The organism is Novosphingobium sp. BL-A-41-Hi4A-0G, from assembly GCF_055521735.1.
Window position 1 is genome coordinate 2216791 of record NZ_CM145501.1, and the last position, 24893, is coordinate 2241683.

At 64.9% G+C, this 24893-nt stretch carries 26 protein-coding genes; 16 read left to right on the plus strand and 10 right to left on the minus strand.

Translation table 11 applies throughout. The annotated features are described in order from the left end of the window. Window positions 1-2: 2 nt before the first annotated feature. Window positions 3-494 (minus strand): gamma-glutamylcyclotransferase family protein, encoded by a 492-nt coding sequence (locus tag ACZ1JX_RS10710; protein ID WP_465123544.1) that lies wholly within the window; start codon window positions 492-494, stop codon window positions 3-5. After that, the gene (locus tag ACZ1JX_RS10715) at window positions 460-1239 is read right to left on the minus strand and encodes an inositol monophosphatase family protein (protein WP_465123545.1); all 780 of its coding nucleotides are present in this window, start codon (window positions 1237-1239) and stop codon (window positions 460-462) included. The genes ACZ1JX_RS10710 and ACZ1JX_RS10715 overlap by 35 nt, the downstream gene beginning before the upstream one ends. A 165-nt stretch (window positions 1240-1404) precedes the next feature. Between ACZ1JX_RS10715 and ACZ1JX_RS10720 the strand changes: the two genes are divergently transcribed. Genes ACZ1JX_RS10720 through ACZ1JX_RS10730 form a run of 3 tightly spaced genes read left to right on the plus strand, consistent with a single transcriptional unit; the run spans window position 1405 to window position 2725 of the window. Then, the gene (locus ACZ1JX_RS10720) at window positions 1405-2085 is read left to right on the plus strand and encodes an AraC family transcriptional regulator (protein ID WP_465123546.1); all 681 of its coding nucleotides are present in this window, start codon (window positions 1405-1407) and stop codon (window positions 2083-2085) included. Next, window positions 2086-2346: a helix-turn-helix transcriptional regulator gene (locus ACZ1JX_RS10725; protein ID WP_465123547.1), complete on the plus strand. Its 261-nt coding sequence runs from the start codon at window positions 2086-2088 to the stop codon at window positions 2344-2346. A 40-nt stretch (window positions 2347-2386) separates the two neighbouring features. After that, window positions 2387-2725 (plus strand): hypothetical protein, encoded by a 339-nt coding sequence (locus ACZ1JX_RS10730; protein ID WP_465123548.1) that lies wholly within the window; start codon window positions 2387-2389, stop codon window positions 2723-2725. On the opposite strand, the gene ACZ1JX_RS10735 is transcribed toward ACZ1JX_RS10730, so the two are convergent. Beyond that, window positions 2726-3661, minus strand: a complete 936-nt coding sequence (locus ACZ1JX_RS10735) for a ribose-phosphate pyrophosphokinase (protein ID WP_144905609.1) — start codon at window positions 3659-3661, stop codon at window positions 2726-2728. Window positions 3662-3764: 103 nt separating this feature from the next. Here ACZ1JX_RS10735 and ACZ1JX_RS10740 point away from each other — a divergent pair, with 103 nt between their 5' ends. The 3 genes from ACZ1JX_RS10740 (at window position 3765) to gltX (ending at window position 7313) form a co-directional block, all read left to right on the plus strand. Further along, the gene (locus tag ACZ1JX_RS10740) at window positions 3765-5432 is read left to right on the plus strand and encodes an NAD+ synthase (protein WP_465123549.1); all 1668 of its coding nucleotides are present in this window, start codon (window positions 3765-3767) and stop codon (window positions 5430-5432) included. Between the two features lie 77 nt (window positions 5433-5509). Then, the gene (locus tag ACZ1JX_RS10745) at window positions 5510-5938 is read left to right on the plus strand and encodes a hypothetical protein (RefSeq protein ID WP_465123550.1); all 429 of its coding nucleotides are present in this window, start codon (window positions 5510-5512) and stop codon (window positions 5936-5938) included. Window positions 5939-5984: 46 nt separating this feature from the next. Then, complete coding sequence (gene gltX / locus ACZ1JX_RS10750) at window positions 5985-7313, plus strand: glutamate--tRNA ligase (protein ID WP_465123551.1); 1329 nt, start codon at window positions 5985-5987, stop codon at window positions 7311-7313. A gap of 216 nt (window positions 7314-7529) precedes the next feature. On the opposite strand, the gene ACZ1JX_RS10755 is transcribed toward gltX, so the two are convergent. Further along, the gene (locus tag ACZ1JX_RS10755; protein WP_465123552.1) at window positions 7530-7985 is read right to left on the minus strand and encodes a peptidylprolyl isomerase; all 456 of its coding nucleotides are present in this window, start codon (window positions 7983-7985) and stop codon (window positions 7530-7532) included. Window positions 7986-8097: 112 nt separating this feature from the next. Here ACZ1JX_RS10755 and mgtE point away from each other — a divergent pair, with 112 nt between their 5' ends. The 3 genes from mgtE (at window position 8098) to ACZ1JX_RS10770 (ending at window position 11629) form a co-directional block, all read left to right on the plus strand. Continuing rightward, window positions 8098-9543 carry a magnesium transporter gene (gene mgtE / locus ACZ1JX_RS10760; protein ID WP_465123553.1) on the plus strand — a complete coding sequence of 482 codons (1446 nt, stop codon included), beginning with the start codon at window positions 8098-8100 and terminating at the stop codon, window positions 9541-9543. Between the two features lie 73 nt (window positions 9544-9616). After that, the gene (locus ACZ1JX_RS10765; RefSeq protein WP_465123554.1) at window positions 9617-10024 is read left to right on the plus strand and encodes a DUF1489 domain-containing protein; all 408 of its coding nucleotides are present in this window, start codon (window positions 9617-9619) and stop codon (window positions 10022-10024) included. A gap of 129 nt (window positions 10025-10153) precedes the next feature. Continuing rightward, complete coding sequence (locus ACZ1JX_RS10770; protein WP_465123555.1) at window positions 10154-11629, plus strand: hypothetical protein; 1476 nt, start codon at window positions 10154-10156, stop codon at window positions 11627-11629. A 30-nt stretch (window positions 11630-11659) separates the two neighbouring features. Here the strand turns inward: ACZ1JX_RS10770 and ACZ1JX_RS10775 are convergent, their stop codons facing one another. The 4 genes from ACZ1JX_RS10775 to mutY are packed head-to-tail and all read right to left on the minus strand — an operon-like array spanning window position 11660 to window position 15599. Then, on the minus strand, window positions 11660-12358 hold the full coding sequence (locus ACZ1JX_RS10775; RefSeq protein ID WP_465123556.1) for a DsbA family oxidoreductase: 699 nt from the start codon (window positions 12356-12358) through the stop codon (window positions 11660-11662). Further along, the gene (gene nudC, locus ACZ1JX_RS10780) at window positions 12355-13236 is read right to left on the minus strand and encodes an NAD(+) diphosphatase (RefSeq protein WP_465123557.1); all 882 of its coding nucleotides are present in this window, start codon (window positions 13234-13236) and stop codon (window positions 12355-12357) included. The genes ACZ1JX_RS10775 and nudC overlap by 4 nt, the downstream gene beginning before the upstream one ends. Further along, the gene (locus ACZ1JX_RS10785) at window positions 13236-14531 is read right to left on the minus strand and encodes a serine hydrolase domain-containing protein (protein ID WP_465123558.1); all 1296 of its coding nucleotides are present in this window, start codon (window positions 14529-14531) and stop codon (window positions 13236-13238) included. Before ACZ1JX_RS10785 ends, nudC begins: the two co-directional genes overlap by 1 nt. A 3-nt stretch (window positions 14532-14534) precedes the next feature. Further along, window positions 14535-15599, minus strand: a complete 1065-nt coding sequence (gene mutY / locus ACZ1JX_RS10790; protein WP_465123559.1) for an A/G-specific adenine glycosylase — start codon at window positions 15597-15599, stop codon at window positions 14535-14537. A 14-nt stretch (window positions 15600-15613) separates the two neighbouring features. Here mutY and ACZ1JX_RS10795 point away from each other — a divergent pair, with 14 nt between their 5' ends. The 4 genes from ACZ1JX_RS10795 to smc all read left to right on the plus strand — a co-directional run bounded on the left by ACZ1JX_RS10795 (window position 15614) and on the right by smc (window position 21377). Next, window positions 15614-16198 carry a DUF721 domain-containing protein gene (locus tag ACZ1JX_RS10795; RefSeq protein WP_465123560.1) on the plus strand — a complete coding sequence of 195 codons (585 nt, stop codon included), beginning with the start codon at window positions 15614-15616 and terminating at the stop codon, window positions 16196-16198. Further along, window positions 16195-16914, plus strand: coding sequence for a DsbA family protein (locus ACZ1JX_RS10800; protein ID WP_465123561.1), 720 nt, complete (start codon window positions 16195-16197; stop codon window positions 16912-16914). Before ACZ1JX_RS10795 ends, ACZ1JX_RS10800 begins: the two co-directional genes overlap by 4 nt. Window positions 16915-17149: 235 nt before the next feature. Then, complete coding sequence (locus tag ACZ1JX_RS10805; RefSeq protein ID WP_465123562.1) at window positions 17150-17899, plus strand: thioredoxin domain-containing protein; 750 nt, start codon at window positions 17150-17152, stop codon at window positions 17897-17899. Window positions 17900-17936: 37 nt separating this feature from the next. Further along, on the plus strand, window positions 17937-21377 hold the full coding sequence (gene smc, locus ACZ1JX_RS10810; protein WP_465123563.1) for a chromosome segregation protein SMC: 3441 nt from the start codon (window positions 17937-17939) through the stop codon (window positions 21375-21377). Here the strand turns inward: smc and soxR are convergent. Beyond that, complete coding sequence (soxR, locus tag ACZ1JX_RS10815) at window positions 21374-21820, minus strand: redox-sensitive transcriptional activator SoxR (RefSeq protein WP_465123564.1); 447 nt, start codon at window positions 21818-21820, stop codon at window positions 21374-21376. The two genes, smc and soxR, sit on opposite strands and share 4 nt — an antisense overlap. A gap of 99 nt (window positions 21821-21919) precedes the next feature. Here soxR and ACZ1JX_RS10820 point away from each other — a divergent pair, with 99 nt between their 5' ends. After that, on the plus strand, window positions 21920-22297 hold the full coding sequence (locus tag ACZ1JX_RS10820; RefSeq protein ID WP_465123565.1) for a VOC family protein: 378 nt from the start codon (window positions 21920-21922) through the stop codon (window positions 22295-22297). Beyond that, entirely contained in the window at window positions 22287-23132 is an 846-nt protein-coding gene (locus ACZ1JX_RS10825; RefSeq protein ID WP_465123566.1) for an arylamine N-acetyltransferase family protein, read from the plus strand. The genes ACZ1JX_RS10820 and ACZ1JX_RS10825 overlap by 11 nt, the downstream gene beginning before the upstream one ends. Here the strand turns inward: ACZ1JX_RS10825 and ubiA are convergent. Further along, window positions 23111-24025 carry a 4-hydroxybenzoate octaprenyltransferase gene (gene ubiA, locus ACZ1JX_RS10830; protein ID WP_465123567.1) on the minus strand — a complete coding sequence of 305 codons (915 nt, stop codon included), beginning with the start codon at window positions 24023-24025 and terminating at the stop codon, window positions 23111-23113. The two genes, ACZ1JX_RS10825 and ubiA, sit on opposite strands and share 22 nt — an antisense overlap. 46 nt (window positions 24026-24071) lie before the next feature. Between ubiA and ACZ1JX_RS10835 the strand changes: the two genes are divergently transcribed. Beyond that, window positions 24072-24821 carry a 16S rRNA (uracil(1498)-N(3))-methyltransferase gene (locus tag ACZ1JX_RS10835; RefSeq protein ID WP_465126396.1) on the plus strand — a complete coding sequence of 250 codons (750 nt, stop codon included), beginning with the start codon at window positions 24072-24074 and terminating at the stop codon, window positions 24819-24821. Window positions 24822-24893: the final 72 nt, after the last annotated feature.

Below are 24893 nucleotides of genomic sequence, written 5' to 3' on the forward strand. Positions count from 1 at the left end.
CCCTAGGCGCGATGACCGAAAGCACGCAGCCCGCGCTTGCGCAGGAAAGACGCAAAGTCTCCGCTAGCGATGACCGGCAATCCCGCATGCCAGGCCCGATTGTGGACATAGACCTGCGCCATGACCCACCCGCCCCTTGCGATCCGCACACGTAGCATGCGCCTGAAGTACTCGGATCGGGCAATGCAACGCGGATCGCAATTCTCGTAAGCATCGAGCATGCGCAATTTCTTTGCGCAAAAACCTCGACCAGCGCGGTAGAGCCGTCCAGTCACCCTGCCCGAACCGCCCCGCAGCACCGGATACCACCCCTCGGCAGTGCGCACGGCCCGCAGACGGCCGCGCACCGATGCGCGCTGGCCGCCGCACAGCAGCGGCATCACCTTTCGCGTAACCGGATTTTCGTGATCCTCGGTCAGCGTCCCGTAGAAAAAGAACCAACCGCCGTGCACAACGCCCTCAGTGCCCGCAGGCCAGCGCCTCAACCACGTCATCAAGCCGCGCCGGATCGCCCAGCGCGATCACGTGGCCATCGGAGCCGGCGTGCAACGGTTCGCCGTTCCAGTCCGCCATCGTGCCGCCTGCCCCTTCGACGATCGGCACGAGCGCGGCCCAGTCATGCAGCTTCAGCCCCGCCTCGCAGACCACGTCGAGTTGTCCGGTGGCGAGCATTGCATAGTTGTAGCAGTCACCGCCCATGACCATGCGCTTGTGATCGGTCTTGGCGGCAAGGCCCATGAAATGGCCGCCATCGTGGTCGTCGAAATAGTGTGGGCCCGTGGTCGCCAGGGTCGCGTCCGAAAGTTCGCGGCACAGGCGCGTGCGCACCGGCTTGCCGTTGAGCGTGGTGGGCTTGCCCATTGCGCCGACCCAGCGCTCTCCGGTGATGGGCTGGTCCAGCACGCCCAGAACCGGAAAGCCTTCAACAACCAGCGCGATCAGCGTGCCAAAGATAGGTCGACCGGCAAGGAAGCCTGCCGTCCCGTCGATCGGATCGAGCACCCAGCTTCGGCCGGATGTTCCCGCGGTCGAGCCGAACTCCTCTCCGATGATCGTATCGCGCGGCACTTCGGCGGTGAGGATGCGGCGCATCGCTTCCTCGGCCGCGCGGTCTGCCAGCGTTACCGGCGTGGCATCACCCTTGCGCTCGGCGGCGACGGTGCGGAAATGCGGGCGGATCGCTGCTGCGGCAGCGTCGGCGAGGCGCATGGCGAGTGCGATGTCGTTTTCCAGCTTCATGTCCCGGCTCTGCCCTCGCCGCCGGGATCAGGTCAAGGCACGGCAAGCGATTCGTCATTGGACAAACCGTGCTGGCCGAATTTAAGGGAGTCGTGACGGTCGACACGCGCGGACTGGTTGGGCGCCGCTAAAGCTCCGTGCATGAACAGACCCAGGGGGCATGGAATGAGTCGCAGCAACAGGCCGGGGGTCGACAGAGCGATCGTATCGCCGATCGCCACGCGCGACGGACAACCGATCTCCTACAGCCGCGCCCCGGCGGCCGACCTTGAACGCTGGGTCGGTCGGTTCTACGTCACGATTGTCGGCGCTCCGCCCGAACACCGCCTAGATTGCGGACTGCTCAGCGATTTTGCCTGCATCCGCATCCAATTGCGCGGAAAGTGGGAAGCAGTGACTGCCGATGGGCTGCAGTGCTCCGAACGCGCGGTGATGCTGTTCGGACCACACTCGAAACGCATGCCGATCAGCGTGACGGGCAGTTTCATCAGTGTCGGCGTGTTTCTCCGTCCCGGCGTTTGCCATGCACTCAATGGCCCAGACATCGCCAAGCTGACCGACCGGCTCGCAACCTTCGCGGATCTCGGCATGCCAGAGGATCGCTGGCTCAACCTGTTCGATCCGGCCGATTCGCCGGAAGACTGGGTCAAGGCCATGGAGCACGAGATGCGCAGCCTGATTGCGGACCGCGCTCTGCGTGAGCCTGATCCGATATCGGCACGGTTCGAGGCTGCAGCCTTCTCCGATCCCACTGTCAACATCGCCCGGCTTGCCAGTGATCTCGGCGTCGAACAGCGCCGCCTTGAACGCATAGTCCGCCGCGATTTCGGGATCACGCCCAAGTAGGTGCTCAAGCGCGCGCGCGCACTCGATATGGCCAGCCATTTGCGCGGCGTTGCTGACCATGACGAGGCCGAGGCAATTGCCTTGCGCTATTACGACCAGAGCCACCTGATCCGCGAGTTTACCGCCCTTTTCGGCATGAGCCCGCGCCAGTTCGTCAACCGCCCGCAGCCCTTGATGACGCTCGGCCTCGAGACCCGGCAGGCGCGCAGGCTGGAGGCCATTCGCAGGCTGGAACCGGGCGAAGTGAAGCCTTGGGAGTAAGCGCCATTGCGCAACCCTCGCACCGGGCCTAGGCCGGGTCATGGCCAGAGCTGACCGTCTCGAACGTCTCGACAAGCGCCGCTCCGAACTGGAAGCGGATTATCTCCTCGCGCTCACTGAAGCGCTTGAGGTGACCGCTGCGGGCAAGTGGGGCCTGTTTGACCACAACGCCGACAAGATCATGCGCGCAGCCACCGCACCGGTGATCGAGAGCCTGACCGAGCTTGCGGAAGAAATAGCCGAAGCGCGCGAGGCCCTGTTCATGGAACCGTTCACGCTCCACGACGAATTCATGGCCTCACGCGGCAAGCCTGCTTCCAATGCCGTAGGCGAACCGAAGCAGGCAAGGGCGTGGCTTGAGCGCCTAAAGAACGCCTGATCAGTCGAACAGGCTGGAAACGGAGCTTTCATCGGCAATGCGGCGCACCGCCTCGCCAATCAGCGGTGCGATCGTCAGCACGCGAATGCGATCGGACGATGCTGTCGCCTCGGTCGGCATGATCGTGTCGGAGATCACCAGTTCCTTGAGCGCCGAATTGCTCACGCGGGCAACCGCGCCACCCGAAAGGACGCCGTGCGTGATGTAGGCCGAAACGCCCGCTGCGCCTGCATCCATCAGCGCCTGCGCCGCGTTGCACAGGGTGCCGCCCGAATCGATGATGTCGTCGATCAGGATGCACATGCGGCCCTTCACGTCGCCGATGATGTTCATCACTTCGGACTGGCCGGGACGGTCACGGCGCTTGTCGACGATGGCGAGCGGCGCATTGTTCAGGCGCTTTGCCAGCGAGCGGGCGCGAACCACGCCGCCGACGTCCGGCGATACGACCATCAGTTCCTGCGTGCCGTAGCGGGTCTGGATGTCGGCAGCCATGACGGGCGCGGCAAACAGGTTGTCGGTCGGGATGTCGAAGAAGCCCTGAATCTGCCCGGCGTGGAGGTCCACCGCCAGAACGCGGTCGGCCCCGGCCTGAGTGATGAGGTTCGCCACGAGCTTGGCCGAGATCGGCGTGCGGGGCCCCGGCTTGCGGTCCTGGCGGGCATAGCCGAAGTAGGGAACGACCGCCGTGATGCGCTTTGCCGAGGCACGGCGCAGCGCGTCGATGCAGATCAGCAGTTCCATCAGGTTGTCGTTCGCGGGGTAGCTGGTCGACTGGACGACGAAGACGTCCTCGCCGCGCACGTTCTCGTGGATTTCGACGAAAACTTCCTCGTCCGCAAAGCGGCGCACGCTGGCGTCGGTCAGCGGCATTTCGAGATAGGCCGAAATGGCGCGAGCGAGCGGCAGGTTCGAGTTGCCGGCCATGATCTTCATGCGTTGCGATTCCCTCGGATTCGATCCCCAACGCGCCCTTAGCCCAAGATGACAGGTTTGCAACTCTTGCAGGCCATGGGTCTTGCCGCCTAGTGGTTACATCATGGCCGATACGCTTCGCATAACCCTCGCCCAGCTCAACCAGTCGGTTGGCGATCTCGCTGCAAACGTCGCAGCCATGCTCGCCGTGCGCGAGAGCAATCCGGACTCGGACCTGATCGTCTATCCCGAACTGATGCTGATCGGCTATCCGCCCGAAGACCTCATCATGAAGCCCGCGTTGATCGAACGCGCGGCGGCGGAACTGGAAAAGCTGGCCAAGGTCACGGCCGATGGCGGCCCTGCCATGCTGGTCGGTTCGGTCTTCGTCCGCGATGGCGATCTGCACAATGGCGTTGCCCTGCTCGAAGGCGGGCGCATTGCCGCCACCCGCTTCAAGTACGAACTGCCCAACTACGGCACTTTCGATGAGAAGCGCTATTTCATGTCCGGCCCGCTGCCCGAACCCGTGTTGTTCAAGGGCGCCATGCTCGGCCTGCCTATCTGCGAGGACATCTGGCACCCCGATGTCTGCCGCCATCTGGCCGAACTCGGCGCAGAAATCTTCATCTGCATCAACGGCTCGCCTTACGAGATCGACAAGGACGTGCTGCGCATAGACGGCGTGGCCAAGCGTCGCGCGATCGATACCGGCATTCCGCTCGCATACCTCAACCGCGTCGGCGGGCAGGACGAGATCGTGTTCGATGGCGCCAGCTTCGTCGTCGGCCCCGAAGGTGCGCTTTGGGTGCAGATGCCGGACTGGGAAGAATCGGTCGTCACCACCGTCTGGACCCAGACCGCGCGCGGCTCCGGCTCGCGCTGGCGCTGCGAGGCAGGCGAGGAGCACGAACTCGCCGAGCATCCCGAGGACATCTACTGCGCAATGGTCATGGCCCTGCGTGACTATGTGAACAAGAACCGCTTCCCCGGCGTGGTCCTCGGCCTATCGGGCGGCATCGATTCGGCGATCTGCGCGGCAATTGCGGTCGATGCGCTCGGTCCCGATCGCGTGTGGTGCGTGATGATGCCCAGCCGCTACACCAGCCAGGAGAGCCTCGAGGACGCCGAAGGCTGCGCCAACATGCTCGGCGTGCGGCTCGATACGGTGCCGATCTCGCCCGCCGTCGATGCCTTTGACAACATGCTCGCCCCGGTATTCACCGGCAAGCAGCCCGATCTGACCGAGGAAAACATCCAGTCCCGCATCCGCGGCGTGACGCTGATGGCGCTTTCGAACAAGTTCGGCCCGATGCTCGTCACCACCGGCAACAAGAGCGAGATGAGCGTCGGTTACGCCACGATCTATGGTGACATGAACGGCGGATACAACCCGCTCAAGGACGCCTACAAGACGACTGTCTTCGCCGTCTCCGAATGGCGTAACGCCCATCGCCCGAAGATCGGCCTTGGTCCCGACGGCCCGGTGATGCCGCAGCGGATCATCACCAAGCCGCCCAGCGCCGAACTGCGCCCCGATCAGAAGGACTCGGACTCGCTTCCGCCCTACGACGTGCTCGACGCGATTCTGGTGGGCCTTGTAGAGAACGAGAAGAGCGTCGACCAGATCGTTGCCGAAGGTCACGACCGCGCTACCGTCAGCCGCATCGAACGCCTGCTCAACATCGCCGAATACAAGCGCCGCCAGGCCCCTCCGGGCGTAAAGCTGGGCGCGCGCAACTATGGCCGTGACCGGCGCTACCCGATCACGCACGGCTTCCGCACCGGATGAATTATTGCGAATGATTCGCATTGACCTGAGATCGGGCGCGACCTAACTTGCGAATAGTTCGCAAGAAAGGATGTGCCGTGCCAGCAGGCGAATCTTCCACCCGCTTCTCCGCCCTGATCGAAAACATGGCGCGTCCGCAGGACGTGCGCGGTCTCTCATTGAAGGGCTTGCACGTGACCATGGCCATGCGGCTCTGCGCGCTGTTCGACGCCGCCGGTCGCGATCCTGTTCCCGACCTCGCCCGCCGTTATCGCAGCATCGAAGCGGCCTGCGCGGTTCACGGTCTGGTCATGACGATCAAGCAGGTCTGGCCAGAACCCTTCATGGTCAACCGCCCCTGCTGCCTTGCCATGACGCCTGACGAGACCACCCTCGCCGCCCTCGCCCGCGCTGCCATCAATGGCAGGCGTGAAGCCTTTTCCGAAGCGATCTCCGGCTTCGTCCGTGCTGACCGCCACGAAGCGCTTTACAACGCCACGGTCCACGCCGTGGCCCTGATCCCGTAAGGACTCTGCCTTCCCCTTGCACGCCGCCCGCGCTAGGGCAGCGCGCATGACCACCGTAACCCGCTTCGCCCCCTCGCCCACCGGCAAGCTCCACGTCGGCAACGTCCGCACCGCGCTCCACAACTGGCTGCTGGCGAAGAAGACCGGCGGCAAGTTCCTTCTGCGAATTGACGACACCGACGCCGAGCGCAGCCGCGAGGAACACGTCGATTCCATCCGCGCCGATCTTGCATGGCTGGGCCTCACCTACGATGGCGAGGAACGCCAGTCCCTGCGCACCGATCTCTACGAGCGCGAATTCCAGCGCCTTGTCGAACAGGGGCGCATCTACCGTGCCTACGAAACCGCACAGGAACTCGACCTCAAGCGCAAGATCCTGCTCGGCCGCGGCCTTCCCCCGATCTATGATCGCGCCGCGCTCAAGCTGACCGAAGCCGATCATGCGGCCAAGGCGGATGCAGGTGAAAGGCCGCACTGGCGCTTCCTGCTCGATCACGACCAGCCGATCACCTGGGACGATGGCATCCGCGGCCCCCAGAACTTCGACCCATGCCAGATGTCCGACCCGGTTATCCGCCGCGCTGACGGTTCGTGGCTCTACATGCTCCCCTCGGCGATCGACGACATCGCCATGGGCATTACCGACGTGCTGCGCGGCGAGGATCACGTCTCCAACACTGCCACGCAGATCCAGATGTTCACCGCATTGGGCGCCACGCCGCCGCGCTTTGCCCACGAAGCGCTGCTGACCGGCAGCGAAGGCAAGCTCTCCAAGCGCCTGGGCGCGCTCGGCATGGCCGATTTCCGCGAACAGGGGATCGAGCCAGAAGCCATCGTCGCCCTGCTCGCCCGCCTCGGCACGTCCGACCCGGTCGATCCTGCACTCGATGCCGACGCTCTTGCCGCCAGCTTCGACCTCTCGCGCTTCGGCCGCGCCCCCGCCCGCTTCGACGAGGCCGACCTGCACCGCGTAAACGCCCAGATCGTTCACCGCCTCCCCTATGCCCGGGTCGCACACCTCCTGCCCGAGGGCATGGGTGAAGCGGCATGGGAAGCCATCCGCCCCAACCTCGCCCACATCGACGAGGCCCGCGAGTGGTGGCAAGTCATCACAGGCCCGATCACCGCGCCTGCGTTCGACGACGAAACCCGCGCCTACTTGGCGCAGGCTTCGGAAGTCGCGGCAACGCTGGATTGGTCCGCAGACCCATGGCGCGCGCTGACCGGAGCGCTCAAGGACAGCACCGGCCGCAAAGGCAAGACGCTGTTCCTGCCCCTGCGACAGGCCCTCACCGGCCACGATCACGGCCCCGAAATGGCCGCGCTCCTGCCGCTTATCGCGCAGGAAGAGGCGGTGCGGCGGCTTTCAGCCTAAGAACACAAGATCCTCCCCGTTTTCACCGCAGGTGCAAATGGGGAGGGGGACCGCCAGCGAAGCTGGTGGTGGAGGGGAAAGAAACCCCTCCGTCATTCGCAGCCGCGAATGCCACCTCCCCGTTTGTGCTTACGCAAAAACGGGGAGGATTATGGATAGAAAAAGGGGCGGCAGCCTCGCGGCCCCGCCCCTCTTCAATCCGAACGTTCAACCCGTTCAGGCGGCGACGACGCTCGCCTTGCGGATCACGCCCGGGTTTGCCGGCGGCTCACCCTTGGGCAGCGCGTCGATCAGTTCCATGCCGCTCTCGACCTGGCCCCAGACGGTGTACTGCTTGTCGAGGAAGCGCGCATCGTCAAAGCAGATGAAGAACTGGCTGTTGGCCGAGTGCGGATAGCTGGTGCGGGCCATCGAGCACACGCCACGCACGTGCGGCTCGTTGTTGAACTCCGCCTTGAGGTCGGGCTTGCTGGAACCGCCCATGCCGGTGCCCTGAGGGCAGCCGCCCTGCGCCATGAAGCCGGGGATCACGCGGTGGAACTTCACGCCATCGTAGAAGCCTTCGCCGGCAAGTTCCTTGATCCGCTCGACATGGCCGGGGGCCAGATCGGGGCGCAGCTTGATCACGACATCGCCGGAGTCGAGCGTGAGGACCAGTTTTTCGTCAGCCATTTGTAGCAATTCCTATCCTGTCTGGGGGCGGATATAAGGGCTTGGAAAAGAAAGTCACGCCTGCCTCTCCAAGGCGGTTTGCTTTTCCCGTGCCAATGGCTAACCCGCGCCTATGGAGCGCGACGAGGACCTCATCGAATCCTACGCCCCCGACGCGGACGATGCGCCCGCGCCGGCCGAACCAGCGCGCAACTCCGAAAGCCTCGACGAGGAAGACAATACCCTTCGCCCCGGCTTCGTGCGCAAGGTCGCAGAAGCGCTTGAGGCAGGTGACGACGAGACCGTCTACAACCTCGTAGAGCCGCTCCACCCGGCCGACATCGCCGACCTGTTCGAGCTGATCGACCGGGATGACCGCGTAACCCTCGCCCGCGCCATCAACGACCTGATGGGCGGCGAAGTGCTCGCCGAACTCAACGATCACGTCCGCGAACTGCTGGTCGAGGAGCTTGAGCCCGAAGAAGTTGCCGACCTTGCCGAGCAGATGGAGACGGACGACGCCGTCGCCCTGATCGAGGACCTGGACGAGGAAGACCAGCAGGCCGTCCTCGCCGAGATGGAGCCGGAAGACCGCGCCGCCATCGAATCGGCGCTGTCCTACCCGGAGGAAACCGCCGGCCGCCTGATGAGCCGCGATCTGATCGCGGTGCCCGAGGCGATGACCGTGGGCGACCTGATCGACTACCTGCGCCGCGACGACGAACTGCCCACCGAGTTTTGGGAAGTGTTCATCGTCGATCACAAGCACCACCCGGTCGGCACCTGCAGCCTCTCTTGGATCCTGCGCGCGCCGCGCAGCATCCCGCTGGCCGACGTGATGAAGCGCGACCAGACGCTGATCCCGGTGACGATGGATCAGGAAGAAGTCGCGCTGCGCTTCCAGAAGTACGCGCTGATCTCTGCCGCCGTTGTTGACGAAAGCGGGCGTCTGGTCGGCCAGATCACCGTCGACGATATCGTCCACATCATTCAGGAAGAGGCGAGCGAGGACATCCTGCGCCTGTCCGGTGCAGGCGACGGCGATATCAACGAGCCGATCCTGCTGACAGTCCGCACGCGCCTCACGTGGCTGGTCGTGAACCTCGGCACCGCAATCATCGCGTCCTCGGTGGTCGGCCTGTTCCAGGGCGCCATCGCCAAGCTGGCCCTGCTTGCCGTGCTTATGCCCATTGTTTCAGGAATGGGCGGGAATGCCGGAACGCAGACGCTGGCCGTGGTCGTGCGCGCCATTGCCACCAATCAACTGACCAGCTCCAACACTGTCCGCATGATCCTGCGCGAACTGCGCATCGCTGCCACCAATGGTGCCGCCCTCGGCCTGTTGATAGGCGGCGGCACCGCGCTGCTGTTTGGCAATCCGCTGCTGGGCGCGGTGATCGGCTCGGCCATGGTGATCAACAACCTCGTTGCGGGATTGGCCGGAATCATGGTCCCGGTCACGCTTGACCGGCTCCGCGTGGACCCGGCTGTCTCTTCGGCCGTATTCGTGACGATGGCGACCGATGTCATGGGCTTCTTCTCATTCCTCGGCCTCGCCGTGCTGAGCGGTCTGGCCTGACATTTCCCCCCTCCCGCAAGCGGGAGGGGTCGGGGGTGGGCATGGTGAAGCCGCAAACAGTGAGTACCCAATAATGCCCCTTCACATGACCAAGGTCGCCTACGGAGCCCAGTCGCTCGCCGCGATCCACGAATGGTTCTCGGCCGAAGGTCGCCGGGGCGGAGCCAAGTACGCCTACCTCACCACCCGCAACCGCCCCAAGCGCGCCGAGGAAATGATCGGCGGCTCGCTTTACTGGATTCACAAGCACCAGCTCGTCGCCCGCTCGGAAATCGTCGGCTTCGAGGAAGCCGAAGGCGGCCGCACCAACATCGTGGTCAGCACCAAACTGATAGAAGTACACCCCAAACCCCGCCGCGCCCACCAAGGCTGGCGCTATCTCGAAGAAGCCGATGCACCCGCCGATCTGGGCGATGGGGAAGCGGGCGAAGTCCTGCCCGCACAGATCGCCTCGGAGCTGGCGAAGCTGGGATTGGTCTAGAGAACTTTCCGGCGGAAAATCTGAACTCGCTCAATTTACACCGAAACGAACTAAATACATCGAATTCGGTTGCAACTATAACTTTATCGCCTTTTATTCACCCCGCTTATGGCGTGGGGGGCAAGAGCGATGACTTCAAAGACCTTTGGTGCGTCAATTGCATTGCTAATTGCAATGACATCCGGTGTCGCAAACGCGAATGGCAATCCGAACGGAAACGAGAGCGGCGTGCCCGAAGTCTCCGAAACATTGCCTGTGATAGATACATCCCAAAGACTCGGGCACATCATTGTACGGGATCCCCTGATCGTTCAGGATAATCTGAACACAATTATCAATAAGTGCAGAATTTCCACCAAAAGCTGCACCACGGCATTTCCATCCTATTACCGGGAAAACAACGAGCACTCGTCCAGCGGTGGTTTTCTCGGCCTTTTCAAATCCCAGAGCTTCTGGGGAGCAGGCCAGGAGCTGCATTATACCCAGGTACCCGCGACCGCGACTGACATTCATGGAACAAAGCGCACTGTCGAGTACCAGGTGGGGTTTGGATACATCGTCGCCGCCCGCCAGGTGGATGCCGACATGAAGGGCAAGGGATTTCTCGATTCCACACCAGTCTCCATCAAGGGCAAAGGCGGCGGCACGCGGTTCTGGGCTATGTTGATCGGCCTCGCTCCGGACAAGCTCTCATCCACGAATTCATCGGTCACCGACGCGCTGGGCTGCGATGACGAAGATCTCGATGCGCAGAGCGCGCTGGTCTGCACACTAGACTTGCAGCCGACCGTGACCCAGCGTTACTACCGAGATACGAGCAGCCGCCTCGCCAACGCGATGGATGATTTCCGTCGCAGCTACAGCAAGCTTCAACCTGATCCGGGCGTAGACGCTAAATCGTTGATTTGTCCGCAAGTGATCGATTTCCGCTGGAAAGAGCCAGAAAAGGGAACCCGCAACTTTGGAAGGCAGGACGTCAACGACGAAACCTGGGCGAATCTCGTCGATGCAGCGGATTACATCAACCGCAAACTCACCGCCGCCTGCGTGAACAACAGGCCCAATGTAAAGGTCGCGTACCGGGACGGTGCGGCAACCCGGCAATGGGACAAGGATGCCCCCGCTCCGTCCGGCAGCGCATCAACTCGCTCCACATTGGTCACCCAATCTCTGGTTGGTGATACGGCAGAACCTGTCGGCTCCGGTTCAATCGGGATCGGCGATGGCAGCATCAGCTACGATCGGAACAGCATCACCCAGGAGTACCAGAGGAACAGGTATTACCTCTCTACTTCATCCAAGCGGTCACCGCGATTTGATCGAAAGCTTATCGACCATCGCTTCGACATCAGGATGGAGGGACTCACCAAGTCAGCGAAATTGCCGTCAATCCTCGCATCGATCGTCAATTACGAGCAGGAAGACATATCCCAGCATCTCAGTTTGAAGCTGATCTGCTCTGGTGGAACCTATCACGTAGCCGTCCCGGAAAACCCCGTTGCAAATCCGACAGCATACACTGAACTGGTCAGCAATGCGCGGAGAGTGGTGGACAGCCCTGTCCATGACTGCAATCAGGTCAGCAATACACCGAGCAGCCGGTAACTGAACTTCAGGGGGCTTGCCGATCGGGAATCAAGCCCTCCCCGCCGCCTCCCGCGCCAGCACCTTGCGGATCAGGTCCGCGTAAACGTCCGGCTCCTGCGCGCCCGGCACGATCAGCTTGCCGTTGATCACCACTGCCGGAACGCCGGTCACGTTCCAGTCCCATGCCTGGCGCTCTTCAGCGGTGACGATCGCGTCGAGCTGCGGGTCGATCATCGCCTGCAGCGCGTTGAGCCGGGGAAGACCGATGCCTTCGGCCACTTCGGCCAGCACTTCCGGATCAGCTACATTCCGCCGCGCCTTGAAGTGGGCATCGAACAGCGCCCGCTTGAATGCTACCTGTCGCTCCGGCCCGAAATCGCGCAAGGCCCAGGTCAGCAGACGATGCGCCATCCGCGTGTTCCACATCATCGCGGGCGGCGCTTCGCCCTCTCCGGTGTAGTCGAACGAATAGCCTGCACGCTCGGCGGCGCCTTTCAGCGTCTCGCGCACCCCTGCCGACTGTTCCGGCGTGCGGCCATACTTGCGCTGGATATGCGCCGCCTGCTCCTCGCCTTCGTCCGGCATGTCGGGGTTCAGCTCGAACGGGTGGAAGCGTACCGTTGCGTCCACTTCCCCTGCCATCCCGGCCAGCGCCTTGTCGAGCTGGTTCAGCCCGATCACGCACCACGGGCACATCACGTCCGACCAGATGTCGAGAGTGACCTTGGCTGGCGTGGAGGCACTCATTGCGCCAGCCACCATTTGAGCAGGTGATGCGCCACGGCGAAAGGTGGCGGGGCAATAAACGCGGCATCGTCGGCACCGCTCATCGCACAACGCACTTCCTCGCGGGTGAACCATCGCGCGTCGTCAAGTTCAGTCGCATCGATGGTGATCTCGCGCTGAGTGGTGAAGGCATGGCACGCGATCATAAGTGATGACGGAAACGGCCAGGGCTGGCTCGCCACGTAATCGACCACATCAACCTTGATCCCCGCCTCTTCCAGCACCTCGCGCCGGACCGCGTCTTCCAGACCCTCGCCCGGCTCCACGAAGCCAGCCAAGGCCGAATAGCGCCGGGGCGGAAAGCGCGGTTGACGGCCTAGCAGCAGGTCGCCCTCGCACTCCACGGTCATGATCGTCACCGGATCGACGCGCGGGAAGTGCTCCGCCTTGCACGCTTTATTGGAGCACGACCGCTGCCAGCCACCCTTGGCCAGCGTGGTCGCCGAACCGCAGCGCGCACAGAAGCGGTGCCGCGCGTGCCAATCGACCAGACTGCGCGCGCCGCCATAGATCGAAAGGTCCGCCGGGCTCATCATGCCCATCACGCCCCACAGCCGCGGATTGGGCGGCGCGACGCTGCCCATGATCGCAGGCGTCACTTGCGCAAAGCACCCGCGTCCGTCGTCGCTCAGCCCCAGGAACACCAGTTCGGCATCCGGATCGGCATCGGCCAGCGTGCCCCAGTCCAGCCCGCCATCGGGCGCAATCACCGGGTCGATCCCCTCCAGCCTGAGCAGCCGCGCGCGCCAGTTCATCAGGCTGCCGAGCTTGTCGGCATCGCCCCGGATATGGTCGGCGCGGTCCAGGCCGCCACCTGCAAATGCAATCTTCGTTTCCATCAGGCTGCAGCCCTCTTCCCCGTTACGTCGGCCAGCACGGCCTGCGCGAATTCCCTGTGCACCGGATAGGCGTCAGACGGCATGTACTGGGTGTAGACCCCTGCCCGCAGCCCCACCCGGTAATTGACGAAGCCCACCGTCCCGGCAGCACCCGCCCAGCCATACGTCCCGGCATCGACGCCCAGCCCCACCGAGCCGCCCGCGCCAAAGCCGTTGCCCTTGATGAAGGACTGCGAAAGGTCGGTACCCTCGGGCAGGAGATTGCTCGTCCCCAACCGCACCGCCGCCTCGCTCATCACTTGCGTACCGTCGATCCGGCCAAAGCCCAGCAGCATCCGCAGGAACCGGTCATAATCACGCGGCGAGGATACCAGCCCAGCCCCGCCGAACGGATAGGGCGGCTGGTCAAGATAGATCGAGGCCTTTGCCGGATCCACCGGAAACAGCATGCCGCCCACCGCGGCATAGTTGGTGGTCAACCGACCGACTTCGCTCTCTGGCACGCGGAACCAGGTGGAGGTCATCCCACACGGCCCGAACACCCGCTCGGCCAGAAAGGCATCGAAGGGCTTGCCCGAGGCAACCTCGATCACCCGTCCCAGCAGGTCGAGCCCGACCGAATAGCTCCACACCGTGCCCGGCTCATAGACCAGCGGCATCGTCGCCAAAACGTCAGCGAACTCGGTAAGGCTCTTCAGCGGCTTTGGCGCGTCCATTCCCGGAAACGGCATCCGGCTCGCCTGCCCCGGCACCAGTCCGGCCTTGATATAGGCATCCTTGATCGGCCCCTTCTGGATGATCGAATAGCCAAGGCCCGCCGTATGCGTCAGCAGATGGCGCACGGTGATCTGGCTCTTTGCCGGTCGCAGATCCGTCAGCGAACCATCAGGCGTTGCCTGTACCTGCATCTTGCCGAAGGCAGGCAGCAGGTCTGCCACCGGTTGGTCGAACCGCAGCTTGCCCTCGTCCACCAGCATCATCGCCGCCATCCCGGTAATCGGCTTGGTCATCGAATAGATGCGGAACAGGCTGTCCATGTCGACCGGCAGCGCCAGTCCCTTGGCGAGCGTACCACGCGCGATGTCGAGCGGTGACTCGCCTGCACCCCAGCCCAGCGCCGCGATCATTCCCGGCAGCTTGCCGGATCCGACATAGCCATCGAGCATCGCCGTCACCGCCGGAAACCGCGCCTCGGCCGCCGCGCTCGCCCAGGCCATTCGAGGCAGGAAAGCGCTCCCTGCCGCCAGCCCCAGCGATCCGATGAATCCCCGCCGCGAAACCGCCATTCGTTGCATGCGTCAGTCTGTCCTCTCGGCAATCGCCAGCCGCGCCGCCTTGGCGAACACGGTCGGCAATCCGGCGGCCTCGATCGTTTCGACGGGCCACCATTCTCCCTCGGGCAGACTAACCGCTTGCGCCTGAACCGAAAGCATCAATTGCAATTCGAGATCGAAATGCGTGAAACCATGCCGCACGATCCCGCCCGCACGCCATACACCCTCCAACACCTCTGCCCCATCGCCTCGCGCCGACCAGCCGTCGTCAGGCAGCGCGCGCATCCCGCCCAGCATCCCGCGTCCCGGCCGCTTGACCAGCAGCACGGCCCCGTCACGCTCGATCCAGTAGGCCCGTCCCTGCCGCACCGGCTTTGCCTTCTTCGCCGCCTTCACCGGCAAACGCTCGGGCGACCCTTGCGCATAGCCCCGGCACTGTTCGCGCAAGGGGCACAACATGCATCGAGGGCTCCGCGCCGTGCAGATCGTCGCGCCAAGGTCCATCATCCCTTGTGCGAAATCCCCCGCCCGCTCGTCTGGCGTCACTTGCCCCGCCGCCAGCCGGATCGCCGCCTTGCCCGCAGGCAATGGCTCATTGATCGCAAACAGCCGCGCCACCACGCGCTCGACATTGGCATCGACCACCACAGCGCGCCGCCCGAAGGCAATCGCCGCCACAGCAGCCGCTGTGTATTCGCCCAGCCCCGGCAGCGCTCTCAACCCCGCCTCGGTATCGGGAAACGCCCCGCCCAACGCTGCAACCGCGCGCGCGCAGGCCACCAGGTTGCGCGCCCGGGCATAGTACCCCAGCCCCGCCCAGGCCGCCATGACATCGGCATCGTCTGCCGCCGCCAGATCGCTCACTGTCGGCCAGCGTTCAGTGAACTTGGCGAAGTACGGCCCCACCGCCGCCACCGTCGTCTGTTGCAGCATGACCTCGGAAAGCCAGACCTTGTAAGGGTCCTGCCGTTCTTCCCCCGGCAATCTGCGCCACGGCAAGCGCCGCGCATTGGCATCATACCAAGCGAGCAGAGCCGGAGCAATTGCTTCGGGATCGAACGACTTTGCGGCTTCCTCTCTGGCTTGCATCGCGCACCTATGGCATGGCGCGAAGCGATATGGAAAGCACCCCTTCGGACGCGCCGAAACGCAAGAGCACCAAGTCGGCCAAGGCCGATACGGGCAAGCTCTATGAGCGCCCCCGTGGCGGCGAGGCACGCCAGATCGCCGATCTCATGCCCGCCATCGGCCGCACTGCCTTCCGCCGCTTCGGCTTCGTGCAATCCAGCGTCGTCACCCGCTGGCCCGAGATTGTGGGCGAACGCCACGCCCGCAACTGCATGCCCGAATCGATCCGCTTTCCGCCGGGCGAGAAGACCGACGGCATTCTCCAGCTGGTCGTCAGCCCGGCCCATGCACCGATGATCCAGCATGTCACACCCGAAATCATCGAACGGGTGAACCGCTTCTTCGGCTACCGCGCGGTGGCCAAGGTCAAGATCCGGCAAGGCGCGGTTCAGGCACCAAAGCCCAATGATCAGCCGCGCGCAGCGCCGCCCTCGCTCAAGCCCATACCAATGGAGCTGGGGGATTCGCTGCGCGACATCGGCGATCCGGAACTGCGCACCGTTCTGGAATCGCTGGCGCGCAGTCTTGATAGTGCAACCGGGGGGAAGAAAGTCGGATGATCCGCAAGCTCGTCACAGCCGCAATTACCGCCACAGCGCTCATGGCGTCGAGCGCATCCGGCCAGCCCGCGAAGAAGGCGCCACCGCGCCCTGCAGGCGGCCTCAACTGGGCCGTCACCAGCACCGCTACACCCGAAGGCAACCACCTCCTCGGCAACCCTGCGGCCAAGCTGCGCCTGATCGAATTCGTCAGCTACACCTGCCCGCATTGCTCGCACTTCGAGACCGAGTCCGAAGGCCAGCTCAAGATCGGCATGATCGCGCCGGGCAAGGGCGCGGTCGAAGTGCGCAATTTCGTGCGCGATCCGGTCGACATGACCGTGGCCCTGATCACCAATTGCGCCCCGCCCAGCCGCTTCTTCCAGCTGCACACCGCGTTCATGCGCCTGCAGCCGCAGTGGATCGGCCCGCTCGCCAACTCCACCGAAGCACAGCGCCAGCGCTGGACCACTGGCACCTTCGTCAGCCGCACCCGCGCCATCGCCAGCGACTTCAAGTTCTACGAGTTCATGGCCTCACGAGGCATGGACCGCCAGACCATGGACCGCTGCCTTGCCAACGAGGCACTGGCCAAGAAGCTCGCCGAACAGACCAACTACGCCGCCGACACCCTCGGCGTAACCGGCACCCCCAGCTTCATGATCGACGGCATCCTGCTGGCGGGCACGCATGACTGGGACACCCTGCGCCCCCAGATCCTCGCCCGAATGAACTAGTCGGCAACCGCTATGGGCCCCGACCTTCGCCGGGGCGACGGGGCAAGCCACACCAGTTTTACCGTCGCCCCGGCGAAGGCCGGGGCCCATGACTTCCAATTCAAGCTCAACAGCCAGCACAACAACCAAAGCCCCGCAAAAACCATCCACACCCCCACCATTGCGGCCACTTCAAACCCCTGCAACAATCCGCTAGCGTCCGCGCAAACCGCCAGAACACGGGAATCCACAGACGATGAAATTCGCCCGCGCCCTTCTCCTCGCCACTCTGCCGCTGACCCTCGGCCTTGCCGCTTGCGGAAAGAAGGACGCTGCTGCCAGTGGCGAAGTGGCAAGCTCCGAACCCATCGCAAAGGTTCCTGCGCCCGCTGGCCAGTCATGGACCGAAACCTTCTCGGCCACGCCCGAAGGCGGCTACCTGATGGGCAACCCCAATGCACCGATCAAGCTGGTCGAATTCGGCGCGCTGTCATGCTCGCACTGCGCCCAGTTCTCGAAGGAAGGCTTCCCCAAGCTGCGCGATGAATACGTCGCATCGGGCCGCGTCTCCTATGAATTGCGCCTGTTCCTGCTGAACGCGCTCGATATGCCGGCCGTGCTGCTTGCCACCTGCGGCAGCCCTGAAGCTGTCATCCCGCTGTCCGAACAGTTCTGGGAATGGCAGCCCAACATGTTCACCAACTTGCAGAAGGACGATGCCGCCTTCCAGCAGATCCAGAACCTGCCTGCCGACAAGCGTTTTGCCGGCATCGCCCAGCTTGGCGGGATGAGCGAATTCTTCGCCTCGCGCGGCATTGCCGCGGCGCAAGGCTCTGCCTGTCTGGCTGACAGTGCCAAGGCCACCAAGCTTGCCACCGCAAACGAACAGTGGAGCAAGGAATTCGACATCACTGGCACGCCCACCTTCTTCATCAATGGCAGCAAGACCGGCGTCGCCAGCTGGCAGGAACTTGAGCCCATGCTGCAGAAGGCCGGCGCGCGCTAAGGCCGCCGGGGGCAAAGTGGGTCGGGGGGCCTGATCGGTGCAATTCAAGCGCTTGAAACTGTCGGGTTTCAAGAGCTTCGTCGAGCCTGCCGAACTGCGCATCGAACCTGGCCTCACCGGGGTCGTCGGCCCCAACGGCTGCGGCAAATCCAACCTGCTCGAAGCCATCCGCTGGGTCATGGGCGAAAGCTCGGCCAAGTCGATGCGCGGCGGCGGCATGGAGGACGTGATCTTTGCAGGCACCGCCACGCGCCCTGCCCGCGCCTTTGCCGAAGTCCTGCTCACCGCCGAAACGGATCCTGACGGACCCTACGGCGCCGAACTCGAAGTCGTCCGCCGCATCGAACGTGGCGCAGGCAGCGCCTATCGCGTCAACGGCAAGGACGTGCGCGCCAAGGACGTCGCGCTGGTCTTCGCCGATGCCGCCACGGGCGCGCACAGCCCAGCCCTCGTCAGCCAGGGCCGTATCGCCGCAGTCATCGCCGCCAAGCCGACTGAGCGGCGCATGATGCTCGAAGAGGCCGCAGGGATCGCAGGCCTCCACGTCCGCCGCCGCGATGCTGAACAGAAGCTGCGTGCCACCGAAGCCAACCTCGGACGGCTGGAGGACATGCTCTCCGGCCTCGAAAGCCAGATCGCCACGCTAAGGCGGCAGGCCCGCGCGGCAGAGCGCTACAAGGCGGTCAGCGAGAAGATTCGCCTTGCCGAGGCCCGCCTCATCTTCGCCCGCTGGCGTGATGCCGCAGCCGCTGCCGAAGCCGCGCGCAAGCAGGCCGTCGCGGCGGACGAAGCCGTCAGGGTCGCAACCGACCTCGCCCAGCAGGCCCAGAAAGCCCAGCACAAGGCCGCCGCCGCCCTTGCCGAAGCGCGCGATGAACTGTTCGACCGCCGCCAGGATGCCTCCGCTCACGGCCAGCGCATGGCCTCGCTCACCGCCCAGCTCGAAGCCGCCGAGCAGCGGGTCAAGGACATCGACCGCCAGCTGACCCGGATCGAGGAAGATCGCGCCAGCGCCGACCGTCTGACCGAGGACGCCGCCGCCGCGATGGCCCGGCTAGATCACGACCTTGGCCTTGCCGAAACTGCGCTTGCCGCCGACAGCGAACGCCGCCCGATGCTCGCTGCTGCGGTTGACGATGCCGACCGTGCAGCCCGCGCCGCCGAAGTCGCGCTTGCCCAGCGCGTGGCCGAACAGGCCGGGATCGACGCCGAATGGCGCGTGGCCGAAGCTGCCGTCGCCGCCGCCCGCCAGCGCCTCGCCCGCCTCGATTCCGACGCCGCCCGCCTCACCCAGCAAGCCGATGCGCTGGCCCGCGAGGCTGATCCTGCCGAACACATCGCCGCCGCCGAAGCCAAGCGCGCCGAGGCCGCAGCCGCCATCGCCACAGCCGAAGCCAGTCGCACCGATCTCACCCGCCAGCGCGAGGACCTCTCAGCCCGCCGCGATGCCGCAAGCAATGCCCTCGCTCAGACCCGCGCCGATCTTGCCGGGATCGAGCGCGAGGCTGACGCCCTCGCCCGCGACAAGGCCGCCCGCGAAAAGGCCCGCGCGGCCAAAGGCTTGGGCCAATCCGCCATCACCGGAACCCGCGCCGCGCCGGGGTACGAACGCGCGCTCGCCGCCGTGCTCGGCCGCGATGCCACGGCCCCTGTGGGCGCAGCGCCAGCGGGCGCCGAAGGGCGGTTTTGGACCGGCGCTGAGGCACCTGCTGCACTGACAGACTCGCTCGCCCACCACGTCCCGCAGTGCCCGCCGGAACTGGCCGCGCGCCTTGCGCTGGTCCGCGTTGCCGAAGCCGATGAAGACCAGCCGCTTGCGCCTGGCGAATGGCTGGTGACAAGGGCCGGACACTTGCGTCGCTGGGACGGTTTCGTCGCGCGCGGCGAAGGCGCGGCCGAAGCAGCGGCGCTTGAGGCGGAGAACCGCCTTTCGGACCTGCAGGCGCTTCTGCCCGAACGTCGCGAAGCCGTGGCCGCTGCCGAAGCCGCGCAGGAGCAGGTTCGTGGGCAACTTGCCGAAGTCCAGACCGCACTCTCGCAAGTCGAACGCACCCTCTCCGCCGCCGCCGATGCCGAGCGCACTGCGCTGCGTGCTCTCGATGCTGCCGAGGCTGCCCGTTCCCGGCTCGAACAGCGCAAGGCCGAACTGGCGCGCGTGCAGGAAGAGCTTTCGGAACAACGTGTTGCGGCACAGGCCGAAGTCACCGCTGCCGAGGACAAGCGCAGCACCCTGCCCGATCCCGCTGCGGGTCGCGCCGCGCTCGAAGCTGCCCGCGCGCGCAACGATGCGGCACGGACCGCGCTGCAATCGGCCACTGCCGCCTCTGCGGCGCTCGAACAGCAGATCGCAGCGGGCAAGGAGCGATTGGCCGGACTGAAGGGCGATATCCGCGCGTGGCAGGCCCGCGCTGGCGATGCCGCAAAGCGCTTGGCGGAGATGACCGGGCGGCGCGAGGAGCTTGAAACCGAGCGCGCGATCTCTGCCGCCAAGCCTGCAGGCCTGATTTCCGAGATCGAACAGGGCGAGGCGATCCGCGCGCGGCTCACTCTCCAACTCTCCGAGGCAGAACGGCAACTCTCCGAGGCAGAAGGCCAACTCTCCAAGGCAGACGCCACACTCGCCGAGGCAAACGAGACCCTCGCAACCGCCCGCGAAGGTCGCGCCGGAGCATCAGCCCGCGCCGAGAACGAGGACGCCCGCCGACAGGAAATGGCGGCGATTTCCGGCGAGCGATTCCAATGCCCTCCCCCCCTCCTTCCGGAGCGCTTCGAATTCTCGTCTGCCGACGTCGCTGCCGCTGGCGAAGAGTCCGCCGCGATGGACCGTCTTTCGGCGGAGCGGGAGCGGATCGGGCCGGTGAATCTGGTGGCTGCCGATGAACTGGCCGATGCCGAGGAGCGGCTGGGCACCAGCGTTGCCGAGCAGGCGGAATTAACCGAGGCTGTTCATAGGCTTAGAGGTTCCATCGGCAACCTCAACCGCGAGGGGCGTGAGCGCCTGCGCGCCGCGTTCGAAGCCGTCGACGGCCATTTCCGCCGCCTGTTCGGCCGTCTGTTCGGCGGCGGCGAGGCGCATCTCGCCTTGGTGGATTCCGACGACCCGCTCGAAGCGGGCCTCGAAATCTTCGCACAACCGCCCGGCAAGCGCCTGCAATCGTTGACTCTCCTGTCGGGCGGCGAGCAGGCGCTGACCGCCGTCGCGCTGATCTTCGCCCTCTTCCTTACCAACCCCGCCCCGATCTGCGTCCTCGACGAAGTCGACGCGCCGCTCGATGACGCAAATATCGAACGATTCTGCGACCTTCTCGACGCCATGGTCGCCGAAACCCGCACCCGCTACCTCATCGTCACCCACAACGCCGTGACCATGAGCCGCATGCATCGCCTGTTCGGCGTGACGATGGTGGAGCGCGGCGTCTCCCGCCTCGTCAGCGTGGACCTTGGCGGGGCCGTCGAACTGCTTGAGAACGCGAGCTAATCCAGCACATACCTCGGCCCCGGCCCACCCGCCGCCGCGCGGTCGTCCTTGTTGTAGAGGGCGCAGCGTTCGAGGCTGAGGCAGCCGCAGCCGATGCATTCGTCGAGCTTGTTGCGGGTGCGGGTGAGGAGTTGGATGCGGCTGTCGATTTCCTTGCGCAGGGAACGGCTTATGCGCTGCCAGTCCATCACGTTGGGCGTGCGGCCCTGCGGCAGGGCGGCAAGTTCGCGTTCTATCTCTGCGAGTCCCAGACCGAGCTTCTGCGCGATCTGCACAAAACTCAGCCGCCGGATGTCCGAGCGCAGGAAACGGCGCTGGTTTCCGCCGGTGCGGATCGACGTGACGAGGCCGCGATCTTCGTAATAGCGGATGGCGCTGACGGCGAGGCCGGTGCGGCGGGCGAGCACGCCGATCGGGATCAGATCGTTGCGACTTAGGGCCAAGGTTCTGCGACTCCGCGATTTCCGCTTGACCTTAAGTTAACTTGAGGTTGCAGATTCGCAAGCATCGAATCAAATCAGTGCCATAGAAGGACAACTCCGATGCCCGCAGCCCGCCTCGAACACGTCAACATCCGCGTCAGCGATCCCGAGCGTTCTGCCGCGTTCTTCACCACGCTTTGTGGCTGGCGCGAACGCTGGCGCGGGCCTGCGATCGACGACGGATTCTCGATCCATCTCGGCACCGACGACCAGTACCTCGTATTCTATGCTCCGAAGACCGGACACACCGGTCGCTTCGAGAAGGGCGTCCCGCTGCAGCACATCGGCGTGGAAGTCGATGACCTGGACGAGGCCGAGCGCATCGTGGTTGCAGCAGGCCTCGAACCGTTCAATCATGCCGATTACGAGCCGGGCCGCCGGTTCTATTTCTATGATTGGGACGGGATTGAGTTCGAAGTGGTCAGCTATGCCGGTTGAAGCGCTTTCGCCCTCGCAGTTGGACGCCTATTTCGCGCGGATCGGGCTGAACGGTCCTGTCCGTCCCGACCTCGCCACGCTGGACGCCATCGTGCGGGCGCATGTGCAGGCAATCCCGTTCGAGAACCTCGACGTGCAGCTTGGCCGTGCTCTGACCACGGATCCCGCCGCTGCCTTTGCCAAGCTGGTCGAGGCACGGCGCGGGGGGTGGTGTTACGAGCACAACGGCGTGCTTGGCGCGGCGCTGTCTGCCATCGGCTTCGATGTGATGCGGATCAGCGCCGGTGTGATGCGGCAGGTGCGCGGGGACGAGTCGATGGGCTCGCACTTGTGCCTGCTGGTCGAGTGCGAGGGACCGCATCTGGTCGATGCCGGGTTCGGCTGTTGGCTCGGCGCGCCGGTGCCCTTGCGGCCGGGCGAATGGCTGCACGATCCGCTGCCGGTGGCGCTCGGGCCTGTCGAGGACGGATTGTGGCGGGTGTCCGTGTCGCTCGGGGCCTCGGCGATGTCTTATGACTTTACGCCAGAACCCGCCGACGAGGCGCAACTGTCCGCCCTGTGCCAGTGGCAGGCGAGCGATCCGGCATCGGTCTTCGTCCAGAACCTGACGGCGCAGCGGCGAGCCGAAGGTTCCTACCTGATGCTGCGCGGCAAGGTGCTCTCGGTGGTAACAGCGAACGGCGAGGAGCGGCGGGAACTAGGCTCGGCACAGGAACTGGTGGAGATTTTGCGCGAGGTGTTCCTGCTTGATGTGCCTGAAGCGGCTGACCTTTGGCCAGCGATCGAAGCGCGGCATGAAGCGCTGTTTGGGCCTCAAGCCGCGCCGACGACGTAGCAGGCCGTTGCCATCAGCAATCCGGCAAAGCGGTTGGAGCGGAACTTGACCAAGGGATCAGCCCCGTCCTCCTTGAGCGTGGCAACCTGCCACAGTAGATGGACCGCGACTGGCAGCAGGGCGAGCAGCGCAAGCGGATCGGACCGGGTGAGCCAGATCGCGCCCGCCCAACAGGTCAGCGCCAAGGCATAGAGCCCACCGACGCCCGCCTTTACGTGATGCCCGAACGACAGCGCTGAGGAGCCGATGCCGATGAGCGCATCGTCCTCGCGGTCCTGCAATGCATAGATCGTGTCATAGGCCATGCACCATGCCCAGCATCCAGCGTAAAGAGCGGCCAGCGGGACGAGGCGTTCGAAGCCCCATGCCTCGACCCAGCCGACCGGGGCACCCCAGGTGAAGACGAGGCCGAGCCACGCCTGCGGCCAGCCGGTCAGACGCTTCATGAAAGGATAGGCAGCGACGAGTGCGAGGCTGCCCAGCGCGACAAGTTGTGCTTCCCAGCGCAGTTGCAGGAGGACGATCAGGCCGACCGCGCAGAGGGTGAGCAGCCAGATCCAAGCGGTGCGTTTGCTCGTCGCTCCGCTGGCGATGGGGCGCGCGGCGGTGCGTGCGACCCGGGCATCGAGATCGGCATCGACGATGTCGTTATAGACGCAACCCGCCCCGCGCATGGCGATGGCGCCGAGCAGCATCCATGCAAGAATGCCCCAGCGCGAGGTGCCGCCGCCGAGAAACAGGCCCCATGCGCAAGGCCAGAACAGCAGCCACCAGCCGATCGGCCTGTCAAACCGGGCGAGCAGGGCAAGGTTGCGCCAAGGCTGCGGCAGGCTGGCGACAAGGCCCTTGTGCTCGCTGTCGGGAACGATTGTTTCTGAATTGGTGGTAGTCACATTACAAACTCTTAACGAAAGGTACGAGACGCGCTAGGCGGAGATGATGACAGCGACTCCAGCCTGGCCGCCCAAGTCCGCACCGCGGCTCTTCGTCGATACGACGTTGAGCGAGGCGTTGCGACTGCCAATCGACGGGCCTCAGGCGCATTATCTGGCCAAGGTCATGCGCGTCGGCGCGGGGGATGCGGTGGTGCTGTGCGACAACCGGACCGGTGAGTGGCTGGCGCAGGTGGTCGAGGCGGGCAAGCGCGAGGTTGTGGTAGAGTGCGAGCGGCGGATGCGCGAGCGCGAGGAAGTGCCGGACTTCTGGCTCTGCGCCGCACTGCTCAAGAAGCCCAACTTCGATCTGGTGCTGGAAAAGGCGACGGAACTGGGCGCGGCGCGGGTCGTGCCGGTGGTGACGCGGCGCTGCGTGGCCGACAAGCTGAATCCGGAGCGGGCGCAGACGATCATGACCGAGGCGGCAGAGCAATGTGCGCGGACGGCGCTTCCCGAACTTGGCGAGACGGTGAAGCTCGATCACCTGCTGCGCCACTGGCCCGAGGGGCGCACGCTGTTCTTTGCCGACGAGAATGGCGGGATGCCGGCGGCTGTGGCGTTTTCGCTGCACTCCGGGCCTGCCGCCTTGCTGATCGGACCGGAGGGTGGGTTCGACGAAGCGGAGCGGACGGCGGTGCGGGCGCATCCTGCGGCTGTGGCGCTGTCGCTGGGCCCCAGAATCCTGCGCGGCGAGACGGCGGCAATAGCCGGAACCGCGCTGTGGATGGGCATGCAGGGCGACTGGTTCGGCTGAAAGACCTGCGCGGTTACAAAGTCCTGCGCGGTAACAGGGCTTTCGTGCCGAATGCGCAACATTCCCTTGCAG